10 protein-coding genes and 1 riboswitch are annotated in these 13,294 nt (G+C 42.4%); of the genes, 3 read left to right on the top strand and 7 right to left on the bottom strand.

Annotated features, from left to right (window positions below; genetic code table 11):
- Positions 1-69 precede the first annotated feature (69 nt).
- Complete coding sequence (glpK, locus tag N523_RS0108165; RefSeq protein WP_036951021.1) at positions 70-1,575, top strand: glycerol kinase GlpK; 1,506 nt, start codon at positions 70-72, stop codon at positions 1,573-1,575.
- Positions 1,576-1,580: 5 nt separating this feature from the next.
- Positions 1,581-3,083: a glycerol-3-phosphate dehydrogenase gene (gene glpD / locus N523_RS0108160; RefSeq protein ID WP_028835939.1), complete on the top strand. Its 1,503-nt coding sequence runs from the start codon at positions 1,581-1,583 to the stop codon at positions 3,081-3,083.
- A 7-nt stretch (positions 3,084-3,090) separates the two neighbouring features.
- Here the strand turns inward: glpD and N523_RS0108155 are convergent, their stop codons facing one another.
- Positions 3,091-3,489: an acyl-CoA thioesterase gene (locus N523_RS0108155; RefSeq protein ID WP_024602231.1), complete on the bottom strand. Its 399-nt coding sequence runs from the start codon at positions 3,487-3,489 to the stop codon at positions 3,091-3,093.
- Between the two features lie 31 nt (positions 3,490-3,520).
- Here N523_RS0108155 and N523_RS0108150 point away from each other — a divergent pair, with 31 nt between their 5' ends.
- Positions 3,521-4,225: a 2OG-Fe(II) oxygenase gene (locus N523_RS0108150; RefSeq protein ID WP_024602232.1), complete on the top strand. Its 705-nt coding sequence runs from the start codon at positions 3,521-3,523 to the stop codon at positions 4,223-4,225.
- Between the two features lie 144 nt (positions 4,226-4,369).
- On the opposite strand, the gene N523_RS0108145 is transcribed toward N523_RS0108150, so the two are convergent.
- The 6 genes from N523_RS0108145 to N523_RS0108120 all read right to left on the bottom strand — a co-directional run bounded on the left by N523_RS0108145 (position 4,370) and on the right by N523_RS0108120 (position 12,801).
- Positions 4,370-5,602, bottom strand: a complete 1,233-nt coding sequence (locus N523_RS0108145; RefSeq protein ID WP_028835938.1) for a cysteine desulfurase-like protein — start codon at positions 5,600-5,602, stop codon at positions 4,370-4,372.
- A 10-nt stretch (positions 5,603-5,612) separates the two neighbouring features.
- Entirely contained in the window at positions 5,613-6,245 is a 633-nt protein-coding gene (locus tag N523_RS0108140) for a 2OG-Fe dioxygenase family protein (protein WP_013463817.1), read from the bottom strand.
- Between the two features lie 201 nt (positions 6,246-6,446).
- Positions 6,447-9,044: a bifunctional aconitate hydratase 2/2-methylisocitrate dehydratase gene (gene acnB / locus N523_RS0108135; RefSeq protein WP_028835937.1), complete on the bottom strand. Its 2,598-nt coding sequence runs from the start codon at positions 9,042-9,044 to the stop codon at positions 6,447-6,449.
- A gap of 255 nt (positions 9,045-9,299) precedes the next feature.
- Positions 9,300-10,364 carry an OmpA family protein gene (locus tag N523_RS0108130; protein ID WP_013463815.1) on the bottom strand — a complete coding sequence of 355 codons (1,065 nt, stop codon included), beginning with the start codon at positions 10,362-10,364 and terminating at the stop codon, positions 9,300-9,302.
- A 320-nt stretch (positions 10,365-10,684) separates the two neighbouring features.
- Positions 10,685-12,094 (bottom strand): protein adenylyltransferase SelO, encoded by a 1,410-nt coding sequence (locus tag N523_RS0108125; RefSeq protein ID WP_028835936.1) that lies wholly within the window; start codon positions 12,092-12,094, stop codon positions 10,685-10,687.
- Positions 12,095-12,102: 8 nt separating this feature from the next.
- Positions 12,103-12,801: a DNA-3-methyladenine glycosylase I gene (locus N523_RS0108120; protein ID WP_028835935.1), complete on the bottom strand. Its 699-nt coding sequence runs from the start codon at positions 12,799-12,801 to the stop codon at positions 12,103-12,105.
- Positions 12,802-12,988: 187 nt separating this feature from the next.
- Positions 12,989-13,168: riboswitch (Lysine riboswitch) on the top strand.
- The last annotated feature ends 126 nt before the right edge of the window (positions 13,169-13,294 follow it).

The raw sequence follows: 13,294 nt of genomic DNA, 5'->3' as shown, positions 1-13,294 counted from the left end.
CAAAAGCATTGCTATTCGTTTAGCTTAAAGACAAGCTGTCTTTATCTAAATTAAACAACACTATTTTTTATGTCTAAATACATACTCTCGATTGACCAAGGAACGACAAGCTCTCGAGCTATTTTATACACTAAAGATGCCGAGGTTTTTGACACGGCTCAACAAACCTTCCCTCAACACTTTGTGAAAAATGGTTGGGTTGAACATGACCCTGTAGATATTTGGCAAACCGTATTAAGTAGCGTTAAAAACGTATTATCGCAGCAACAAGTCACTGCCGCCGACATTATTACCATTGGCATTGCTAACCAACGAGAAACCACCTTAGTGTGGAATAAAAAAACCGGGCAACCTATCTACAATGCGATTGTGTGGCAAGACCGACGCACCAGTGAATATTGCGATAGTTTACGTCATGCAGGGCATACACAAATGGTGAATGATAAAACCGGTTTAGTGCTCGATCCTTACTTTTCTGCAACCAAAATTCGTTGGATTTTAGATAACGTCAAAGGCGCTAAAGAGCAAGCACACGCAGGTGAACTAGCATTTGGTACGATAGATACCTACTTGCTATGGCAACTCACTAACGGTGAAGCTCACAAAACCGATGCTACCAATGCCTCTCGTACATTACTGTTTAACATTCATCAGCAATGCTGGGATGAAGACTTACTCGCCTTATTTGATATTCCAGCGTCGATGCTACCTGAGGTTATGGACTCAGCGGCTGACTTTGGGGTGACTGCAAGCGAGCTATTTGGTGGTGAAATTCCAATTTGCGGTATAGCAGGCGATCAACAAGCCGCCTTAATTGGTCAAGCTTGTTTTGAAGAAGGAATGGCAAAAAGTACTTACGGAACGGGCTGCTTTTTAATGCTTAACACTGGTGATAAAGCACTAAAATCAAATAATCGTTTATTAACCACTCTTGCGTATCGGCTCAACGGCAAACCCACCTATGCGATTGAAGGCAGTATTTTTATGGCTGGTGCCACCATGCAGTGGATAGTAGAAGGCTTAAAGTTATTAGAAAACGCGGGAGAAAGTGAAGCTCTCGTCAAAGATGTTCCCTTGGATCATGGGGTATTCTTGGTTCCCTCGTTTACAGGCTTAGGTGCGCCCTATTGGGATGCAAATGCCCGAGGCGCAATTTTGGGCCTAACCCGAGACTCAGGCATTAGCACTATTGTTGCAGCTGCCTTGCAGTCGGTGGGTTATCAAACCAAAGATCTACAAAAAGCCATGGAAGGCGACGGACTCCGCCCTAGTATTCTAAGAGTTGATGGCGGCATGGCAAACAATAATTGGGCAATGGCGTTTTTAGCCAATATTTTAGGCGCAAGCGTTGAGCGCCCTACTCTAACCGAAACCACTTCGTTAGGGGTTGCTTACTTAGCCGGTTTGCAAACTGGGATATATAAATCTACAGCGCAGCTTGCCAGCATGTGGAAAAGCGATCGTCGCTTTGAACCAACCATGAGCAGTGAAGAGCGCAACGATTTATATGCAAAGTGGCTACATTGCATTGCACAAGTTAGACTTTCTAATAGCACTGACGGCGAGAGTGAGTAAAATCTATGAGCGCACACGACAACGAATATGACTTACTCATTATTGGCGGCGGTATTAACGGCGCTGGCATTGCTGCCGATGCCAGTGGTCGCGGTTTAAAAGTATTTTTGTGTGAGCAAAACGATTTAGCCTCAGCCACTTCCTCTAATAGCAGTAAGCTTATTCATGGCGGGCTGCGCTATTTAGAGAATTATCAATTTAGATTGGTAAGAGAGGCATTACGTGAACGTGAAGTGCTATTAAAAAAAGCGCCGCATATTATGTGGCCGCTTTCTTTTAGGCTACCGCACCAAGCACACTTACGTCCTTCTTGGATGATTCGTGTGGGGTTATTTATTTACGATCACCTAGCAAAACGTGACACCTTACCCGCCTCAAAAGCGATTAAATTTGACAGCAATAGTGTACTTAACAACAGTATAACCCATGGCTTTGAATACGCTGATGGGTGGGTTGATGACGCGCGTTTAGTGATTTTAAACGCCCAAGCGGCGCATAATTTAGGCGCCACCATTGCAACACGCACCCGCTGCATTAAAGCAACGCGTAACGCAGATTATTGGGATGTGATTTTAGAGCAACAAGCCAGCAAGCAGCACCTAAATATAAAGGCAAAAAGTGTTGTAAATGCCGCAGGCCCATGGGTCGCGTCATTATTTGAAGATGTATTTACCCAGCCCACACCGCACACTATTCGCCTTGTGAAAGGCAGTCATATTGTAGTGCCCCGACTTCACAATGAGCCAGTTGCCTATATTTTACAAAATGAAGATAACCGCATTGTATTTGTCATTCCTTATGAGCAAGATTACTCACTGATTGGCACCACTGATGAAGAGTACACCGGCGATATTGCTGATGTAAAAATTAGTGAGCAAGAAATACAGTATCTCATCAGTATCACTAACCATTACTTTAAAAACACAATAAGCGCGGCCGATATTGTGCACAGCTTTAGTGGGGTGCGGCCACTATTAGATGACAAATCAACAGATGCTCAAGCGGTGACCCGTGATTACAAGCTGATATTAAGCAACGACACCGAACATGCCGCTTTATTAAGTGTGTTTGGTGGTAAAATTACTACCTATCGAAAGCTTGCAGAAAACGCCGTTAATAAGTTAGCGCCTTTTTACCCACAAATGAGTGGCTCATGGACGAAAGATGCCCCTTTACCAGGCGGTGACTTTAGTAACCAAGCATACCTTAGCGCACAGTTAGAAAGCAGCTACCCTTGGCTGGCAATCGACACCTTAAAACGTATGGTTCGCAGCTATGGCACGCTTAGTTATCAATTACTGGGGAACAGCCAAGCAATCGGCGATTTAGGTTATCACTTTGGTCATGGTCTGTATGCGCAAGAAGTTGATTACTTAGTAAACCATGAATGGGCAAGAACCAGCGCAGATATACTTTGGCGACGAACAAAGCTTGGGCTGCGCTTTACTGAAAAACAAGTCATTGCCTTGGGGCAATATTTAACTAAACATCCTGCTTGTCATAGTTAAGCTGCGATTAACTAACTGCTACAAGGTGCTGTGTTAATGCGGCTTTTTCATCAGTCGAAAGTGGTTGCTTTGTTTTACTAACAAAGTCATAACGTACCATCACCGTTTTACCAATGGCGCAGCACTTATCTTGCTGCCATGCTTCTTGGCGGATCACAAATGAACTATTGCCAATTTGCTCTATGCTGGTGTTAATTGTCACCTCATGGGCATAAAATAGTTCGCCAACAAACGACACTTCAACTTTAGCAATTATTAACTTCCAGTTGTGTGGATTTAGATCTGGCGTAAAAAATTTAAAAATAGGTACTCGGGCCGCTTCAAACCATACGGGGAGTACGGTATTGTTGATGTGTCCGAGTGCATCCGTTTCGCTAAAACGCGGCATCACTTTTTCAGTAAACATAATAATCCAATAATAATTAAACAGGTAACTCATGACGGACTTTATCCGCGTGTATGACAACGCGCTCAGTAATGAATTTTGCGATAACTTTATCACTACCTTTTCTCAAAGCCCGCATATTAAACAAGGGATGACATCGGGCGGTGTTGATCTTAATAAAAAAGATAGCCACGACTTATACTTAAACAATCATCCTGAATACGCAGAACAATTAAAACATATTCAACAAACCACTGCACAGTATGTTTTCAACTACATTGAAGAACATATTTTTATGATGATTGGGGCATTTGGTTTAAAGGTATATCACCCAAAAACAGGACAACCGGTTGATTTAACTCACGCCAACTATGACGAGGTAGGTAAACCACAACTCCCCTTATTGGTGCAGCAAATTTTTAGACTCGGTAATATTCAAGCGCAAAAATACGAAGTAAATAAAGGCGGTTATCCGTATTGGCACAGTGAGGTGTATCCGCAGCTACAGCATAATGAAGCACTGCATCGGGTGTTGTTATTTATGTTTTATTTAAATGATGTTGAAGAAGGCGGAGAAACCGAGTTTTATTATCAAAATCGTAAAATAGCCCCTAAAAAAGGCAGTATGGTGGTTGCCCCAGGCTACTTTACCCATACACATAGAGGCAATAAGCCAGTATCAAACGATAAGTATATTTTAACCTCATGGGTTTTGTTTAATCGAGCAGAGCAAATTTATGGAACGCCACAAAGCTAAAGCGGTCAGCGGTCAGCGGTCAGCGGTCAGCGGTCAGCGGTCAGCGGTCAGCGGTCAGCGGTCAGCGGTCAGAAATTAACTAACTGCTGACTACTGTCAAGTATTTGCATTAAACTGAAAGCTGACGGCTTATAGCTGACAGCTTCAAATCAGCTCATCAAACAAGTCAAACAAAGTGTCCATCTCTTCAATGGTGTTGTAGTGCATACAACCAATGCGTACTACGCCGCCCTTATCAAGCACACCCAGTTGTTTGCATAAACCTTGGGCGTAAAAATTACCATCCCAGACACATACATGTTGTTTACCCAAAAATTCAGACACTTGGCGAGGCTCTAACCCTTCAAAGGTCAGTGCGAACGTAGGGGTACGCTCACTCAAACGCTCTAAATCGTCTATACCAAACAACTTAATTTTTGGGTAGTTAACTAGACGCGTTAAAAAGTATTCACTCAATGCCATTTCATGTTGTTTTGTTTTAGCAAACGCAACACGTAATTTTTCTCGGCGTGAGTGACTGTCATCAAGTTCGCTAATCGCCGCTATGTAATCAACCGCCGCAATAAAGCCTGCAAGTGCCTCAAAACTTTGTGTGCCGGTTTCCCAGCGACCTGGTGCAACATCTTTTGCTGGCTCTACTTTATAAGGTGTAAACCCTTCTAAGTGCTCAGTTTTACCATAAACCATGCCTAAGTGCGGGCCAAAAAACTTATATGCAGAACAAGCTAAAAAGTCGCAATCTAACGCTTGTACATCAATCAGTTCATGTGGCGCATAATGCACCGCATCAACATACACCAACGCACCCACATTATGAGCAAGCTCTATAATACGTTTAATGTCGTTAATAGATCCCGTGGTGTTTGAGGCATACGTAACGGCAACTAATTTAGTATTACTGTTTAATAGGCTTTCAAAATGCGCCATATCTAAACTGCAGTCGGCTTCATTAACCAGTGCAGTATTAACCACAACGCCCTTATCTTCAGCGGCTTGCTGCCAAGACGATACATTTGAAAAATGATCAGCATTGGTCACTATAATTTCATCACCTGCTTGCCAATTGCGTGAAATTGCTCGGCTAAAGCTAAATGTTAGGCTAGTCATATTAGGGCCAAACACAATATTTTGTGCACTGGGCGCATTTAACAAATCAGCCGCCGCTTGACGCGCATTCGCCATCAGCTCAACCGTTTTGTCACTTGAGAAAAACGCACCGCCCAAGTTTGAATTGTAATGCCCTAAATAAGCGGTCATGGCACTGAGTACCGACTGGGGTACTTGTGAGCCACCTGGCCCATCTAAAAACACCGGTGACTTGCCATCAACAGTTTGCATTAAAGCAGGAAATTGCGCGCGCAATTGCATTAAATTCATTTTATTTCTCTTAAGCAGTTAGTACAAAGCAATCCAGGTAACCTGGTTTGTTAGCATCAATTTTGTTCATTGGTGTGGCGTTATGCCATACCTGACGGTCATTAATTAGTGCAAACATGCCGTCTTTTATTTCCATTTTAAAACACGGTTCAGCTTGTTGGTTTTCATAAACCAATAGCTCACCACCTTCTAAATTTTCATGAGAAACACCACATACACACACATGGTCAAACCCATCTTGATGCACACCTTCTGGAGCTGCTGGCGTATCGCTATCAATGGCAAGCATTCTAAATTGGTGAATTTCAATATCACGCTCTGCGTCAATGCCGGTGATCGCTGCAAATTCGCTAACAATGCTTTTCATACCCTCAGACTCAAGCAAGCTTTGCTCTAAGTTTTCGTAAGTACGCTCAACATTACCTTGAAAGGTATTAATTGAATCGTCTTGCACAAACGCTTTGGTCGCTTGAAGATTAAGCTCACCATTTTGTAATTTAACCACTGAATAACGGCGTTTACGAAACGCACCATCTGCATAAGGATTTGCAGGTAAGTTATCAAAAGAAGGCTTAACCAAATCAATATTGGCTTGGTTAATAAAACGAAGTTGCAGTAAATTCTGGTTGTTTAATGCGGTCATAAAATCCTGCTTATAATAATGATAATATTGTCGAGGATTTTAATGCATGTAGAGAGGATTTTTTGCTTTATTAACCATATCAATGACGACATTTAACGAAAGTTAATACAATCATGTAACGAATTAAGCATTATCTATCTAATATTTTATTTGGACAATAAAAAACCCGCCGAAGCGAGTTTTTTAAACACACTCTATAAATTATACAGCTTGCTGAATAATTACGTTGTCTGCCTTTTTAGTGTACTGAGGCATACGGTGGAAGTTCAAGTAACGGTAGGTATCTGCTGCCGTTGCATTGATCTTCGCTGCATATTCTTGGTACTCAGCGGGTGTAGGTAATTTACCTAAAATTGCCGCTACTGCTGCCAGCTCTGCTGATGCTAAGAATACGTTTGCCCCTGTACCTAAACGGTTAGGGAAGTTACGTGTAGAAGTAGACACGACCGTTGCTTTGTCCGCAACACGTGCTTGGTTACCCATACACAGTGAACACCCTGGCGTTTCAATACGTGCACCAACACGACCAAAAATACCGTAGTAACCTTCGTCTGTAAGTTGGTCTTTATCCATTTTCGTTGGTGGAGCAACCCAAAGCTGTGTTGGAATACGCCCTTTAAAGCCATCGAGTAATTTACCTGCAGCACGGAAGTGACCAATATTAGTCATACAAGAACCGATAAATACTTCATCGATTTTCTCGCCTGTCACATCAGAAAGTAGGCGTGCATCATCAGGATCATTTGGCGCACACAGTACTGGCTCTTTAATCTCAGCAAGGTCGATTTCAAGTACGTGTTTGTACTCTGCGTCTTTATCAGCTTCCATTAGTTCTGGGTTTGCTAACCAGTCTTGCATTGCAGTAACACGACGTTCAATCGTACGTACATCGCCGTAACCTTCAGAAATCATCCACTTAAGCATAACAATATTAGACTCAAGGTATTCGCTGATAGACTCTTTAGAAAGCTTAACAGTACAGCCAGCAGCTGAACGCTCTGCAGATGCATCGGATAGCTCAAACGCTTGCTCAACCGTTAAGTGCTCAACCCCTTCAATTTCTAGTATGCGACCAGAGAATTCGTTGATTTTACCTTTCTTCTCAACCGTTAATAGGCCTTCTTTGATACCAAAATAAGGGATAGCATGTACAAGGTCACGTAAAGTGATACCCGGTTGCATTTCACCTTTAAAACGAACCAAAATTGATTCAGGCATATCTAGTGGCATTACACCCGTTGCAGCTGCGAACGCTACCGCCCCCGAACCTGCTGGGAATGAAATACCTAATGGGAAACGTGTATGTGAATCACCACCCGTACCTACGGTATCTGGTAATAACATACGGTTTAACCATGAATGAATTACACCGTCACCAGGGCGAAGCGATACACCGCCACGATTCATAATAAAATCAGGAAGCGTATGGTGCGTGTTTACATCGATTGGCTTAGGGTAAGCCGATGTATGACAAAAAGACTGCATTGTTAAATCTGCAGAGAAACCTAAACAGGCTAAGTCTTTAAGCTCATCACGCGTCATAGGACCTGTTGTATCTTGCGAGCCAACCGTGGTCATTTTAGGTTCACAGTATTGGCCTGGGCGAATACCGGCAACGTTACATGCTTTACCAACCATTTTTTGCGCAAGCGTAAAGCCTTTGTCTGATACTTCAGTCACTGCTGGTACTTTAAATACGTCAGTTGCGCCTAAACCTAATGATGTACGTGCTTTGTCTGTAAGACCACGACCAATGATCAATGGAATACGACCACCAGCACGAACTTCGTCTAAAATTACCTCTGATTTAAGTTCAAATGTAGAGATCACATCATCAGTACCATGACGTTTCACAACACCTTCATAAGGGTAGATGTCGATTTGGTCACCCATGTTGAATTCATCAACATTTAATTCGATTGGTAACGCACCCGAGTCTTCCATTGTATTGAAAAAAATAGGCGCAATCTTGTTACCTAAACATACACCACCCACGCGCTTGTTTGGTACGAATGGGATATCATCCCCCATAAACCAAAGCACAGAGTTTGTTGCAGACTTACGCGAAGAGCCTGTACCAACAACGTCACCTACGTAAGCAAGTGGTAAGCCTTTAGTTTTTAATTCTTCAAGCTGAGTGATTGGACCTACTTCACCGTCTTTGTCAGGGTTAATACCATCACGCTCATTTTTAAGCATGGCTAATGCATGAAGCGGAATATCAGGACGTGACCATGCATCTGGTGCTGGTGATAAATCATCGGTGTTTGTCTCGCCAGTGACTTTAAATACCGTAACAGAGATTTTTTCAGCAACGGCTGGCTTATTGATAAACCATTCTGCCGCAGCCCAAGACTCTATAATTTGCTTGGCGTATGCATTACCTGCTTTTGCTTTTTCTTCTACATCGTAGAACGCATCAAACATTAATAATGTGTTCGAAAGGCCTTTTACTACAATTGGCGCTAACGCTTCGTCATCAAGTAGTTCAACCATTGGCGCAATATTGTAGCCACCGAGCATAGTACCTAGTAACTCAGCTGCTTTTTCTTTAGAAATCAACGGAGAAACAGCTTCACCTTTAGCAACAGCCGCTAAAAATCCTGCTTTAATGTAGGCTGCATCATCAACACCTGGTGGTACGCGGTTGATCAGTAGTTCTAGGATGAACTCTTCTTCACCTGCCGGTGGCGTTTTAATTAGCTCAATAAGATCAGCCGTCTGCTGAGCATCTAATGGCGCTGGTACGATACCTAACGCGGCACGTTCTTCTACGTGTTTACGATATTCTTGTAGCACAGTATTGCCCTCTTGGTGACGTTAAAGTATTCGGTGGTGTTTACTAAACACACCATAACCCAATACTTATAGTATTCTATCTGCCGATTATAAAGCTTTTGTGCATAGATTAAAATCCATCCAGTTAGGCAACTAGTTATACCGATTATTAATAATATGAATAGTGAACAAAGTAAAACCAACTCCCATGAATACCTATTAAGCAGCCATAAAAAAACCCAGCCTAAGCTGGGTTTTTACTCAATAATGAGACTATTAACGTAATACTTTTACACGTTTAATAGATTTTACGTGTGCTTCAACGCGGCGGTTTTCAGCATGCGCTTTTGCCGTATTCGCTTCATTTTTAAGGCGTTCTTCACCTAAACCTGCCGTTGTAATGCGATCTTCTGCAATACCATCAGCAATTAGCTTTTTAGCTACTGCATCAGCACGTTTTTTAGATAACCATTTATTGTAAGACGCTTTACCTACTGCAGACGTATGACCTTCAAGAAGCACTGTTGTATCTGGGTACTCTTTTAAGAAAGTCGCTACTTCATCAATATCATTTAAGTACTGCTGTGAAACTGACGAGTCATTGTTAGGGAATGTTACTAACAAGCTTACTGTTACTTCAGTATCTTCATAAAGTGTACAACCATCGCTACCAACAGCATCTGTCATAGGCGTATTGGCACATTTATCATCTACATCAGGAATGCTGTCTTTATCTGTATCAGCAAGTGCTACCGGCACAGGAACAATTTCTGGCTCTGGCTGTGGTGCAGGCTCAACCGGTGCTACTGGCGCCGATTTTTGACCAAAGAAGTAGTTTATACCTAATTTAGCGCCAACATCTGTGTAGCCTTTGTCTAAACCTTGGTAAACACTGGTTTCAGCATTAACAAAAAAGTTGTCTGTAACAAAGTGTCGGTAACCTACACCTGCGTTTACAAACGTGTTGTCATCAACAACATCAATATCTTTCAGACCAAATAAACCGTAGAAAGGACCGCCACCAAAGTGGTAAAGTGCATCGATACCGTAACGTTCGCCGTCAATATCGTTGCGGTTGTTCAATACTTTGTCGTGAGCATTAAAGTCTAGGTCTGCGTACTCTAAACGCGCACTCCAGTAATCATTAAAGCGGTAGCCTAATTCAGCACCCCAGCCTGTTGACTCATTAACGTCAAGGCCAGCTTGCTCACGCATGTTTTTCCACGAAGCATCGTAATAATCGCCGAATGCACCGATGTAAAAGCCTTCTTGCTCGGCTGCGAAAGTAGATGCGCTAGTTGCAGCTAACGCAATAGCCATTGTAAGTGATTTTAATTTCATTGTTTTCTTCCCATTTTAACAACTAAAAATGTAGCTAAGCATTGCTAGCTCTTCTAACTTACCTATACAGTAACTGAGTCTTTGTTAATCAATACTTAACGCAAATATATTTTTTCAATATCTAGGATAATAAAACTAGCTCATAAAAAATGTCGATGAACACAGGCTAGCTCAAAAAGCAAACAATCGCTTTAAACCCCACACGATCACTGGCTTTTATGGAGTTATGGTATCACCCGTTCATAGTTTGCTCTATGAATGAACGTCGCTGGGGTAAAAAATGACCTTTTATATTCATTTTAAAATGCAAAAAATCATACTTAAGTACCACAAAAAGTACGATAATTCTTATCATCTTCGGGCGGCGTTTGAAACTCTGTGGCCTGCACATGGTTTGTGTAAGGGCTCGCCATCACTTGGCTAAAACGACTGAGTAGCTCACTATCCCCATGCATAGTGTACTGCGTAATAATATCTTCAATAATATGATTACGCGGAATCACACTTGGGTTTGCCTGTCGCATTATATTATAACTATGCTCATTAGTTCGTGTTTGCCATTGCTGCGCCCATGATACGAGTGCTGATGGTATTTGCGCTTGTCCATTTAACGATTCAGTTAACGCATTAAAAGTATTGGTATAATCAAGCTGGTGTTGTTTTAATAACCCTAGTAACTCTCCCACCAACTCATTATCTTTATCATCCGCGACTGTTAACCCTAACTTTTGCGCCCACATAGCGCTAAATTGTTGGTTAAATTGCGTTGAAAAGCCCTCAATTAAAGGCGTCATCATTGCCACCGCTTGCTCGTCATCGTCACTGATCAGCGCTATTAGACTCTCTGCTAAGCGGGCACAGTTCCAACTTGCCATGTTTGGCTGATTACCAAACGCATAACGCCCTTGTTTATCAATAGAGCTAAACACGGTATCAAAATCAAACTGGTTCATCATGGCACATGGGCCGTAATCTATGGTTTCACCACTAATTAAGATGTTATCGGTGTTCATAACACCATGAATAAACCCCACCCTCATCCAACTTACGACTAATTTGACTTGGTTGGCGATCACTGCAGCTAAAAAATCTAAATAACGCTGAGCACCAGTGCTGTTAATCTCGGGATAGTGTCTTTGAATGGCTAAGTCGGCTAAGTTTTTTAGGCTAGTAACGTCACCTTGAGTGGCTAAATATTGAAACGAGCCCACCCGTATATGACTGCTGGCGAGTCGGGTTACAATAGCACCTAGTTGAGGTGGGTTGCGATAAACGGTTTCGCCACTGCCAACCACGGCTAAACAACGCGTTGTTGGAATGCCAAGCGCGTGCATAGCTTCGCTCATTACGTACTCACGAATAGCTGGACCTAATGCACAGCGGCCATCGCCTCCGCGCGAAAATGGCGTAGCACCAGCGCCTTTTAATTGCAGATCCCAAAGCTGATTTTTATCATCGCTAATCGCACCGAGCAAATGTGCCCTACCATCCCCTAGTCGCGGTGAAAAGTGACCAAACTGATGACCAGAATATCCCAGTGCCACCGCAGAAATCGCTTGGGGTTCATTACCGCTAAATATATTTGCTCGAGAATCGGCACTCACCTGTATATTAAATTGCTTAGCTAGGGGCTCATTCCATAACAATAACTGTGGCGCTGTCACCTTGGCTGGATGATCGCTAATTGCAAACCCCTCACCAATGTCGGTATACCTTGGCACTAATTTCATGTTTAATCCTATTGTTTTTGGCTGATACCTACGCGATTGTCGCCGACACCATAAGCGACAATTAAGCTTAGCTCTTGCATGCTTAAGCCGCTTTGCTGCTGCAGTTCATTAAAGAATGCCTGCGCCGCACTTAGTGACTTTTTAGTTTGTAATCCGCCATCGATAATTTTATGGGCACGCAAATAGCTCTCTACGTCTCGAGATAATAAAAAGGTGTCTTTCCCTAATGCACGCAAAGCATAAGGACCGGTATTACCACCAAGCCTTGCACCATGCTTTTTTAAATACGCCCACAAGCCAATAATATCTTCACTTGGCCAGTTAGCAATAAACTCACTAAAGCTGCCGTATTGCTCTGCAACTTCGTGGATCATATACGCATTTTCAGTAATAGTTTTTACTTTTTTATAATTGCGCACAATCCGTTCGTCACTGGCTTTTTGTTCTAATATGTCTGGTGGCATCATCAATAGCTTTTCAACACTAAAGTCCCAGAAAACCTCTCTAAATCCGGCCCACTTACTGTTGATCACCGACCAATAAAAACCACTTTGAAAAACTTTCCGAGTAAATTCTTCTAGCCAATCATCATCATTTAATGTGAGGAGTTGTTTGTTAGATAAAGGTTTTGCGAGTAACAACTTAAGCATTTTTTCAGAGCCCTTTCGCTCTACCGCTCGCTTATAAATATCACTAAATTTTTCCATCTGCTTAATACCTTACTTCGACAATAGTACTAGTGTACGAGAAAAGCAGCTAATACGTAATAACTGTCAATCAGGATGAATCTATCTATATTTAGTCACTTGACACCTAGACGGCTAAAGTGGTTTAATCGCCACACTTACCCTATTACATTGTATTTGCTGATTGATTTTTCAATAGCAAGTGCAAAGGGCTGGAAGAGGTGCGTTATTCAGGTAGCGTATGTTAGGAGCGCAAACTCCATTGAGCATACGTGAGGGGAATTAACGCCGAGAGGTAACACTTTTTTGTGAAAGGTTGCTTCGGGCGACTAGGCTGAATCCTAGCGACTGTCACCAATAACATATTTGGTGGAGAGCTTCTGGTCTTAGTATAATAAGGCCGTGCGCCCTATTATTTAAGCCCATTCGCTCTTCGAATTATAAACACATTCAAAGAGTCAGGCATCCTAAATACCCGCCAATAACTCGACGAATGCCCTATAAGTTCGTGAGA

The organism is Pseudoalteromonas sp. 23_GOM-1509m (assembly GCF_000518425.1).
GTDB lineage: Bacteria > Pseudomonadota > Gammaproteobacteria > Enterobacterales > Alteromonadaceae > Pseudoalteromonas > Pseudoalteromonas tetraodonis.
The sequence above is the reverse complement of the archived record's forward strand: the minus strand, read 5'-3'. Positions and strand labels throughout refer to the sequence as shown.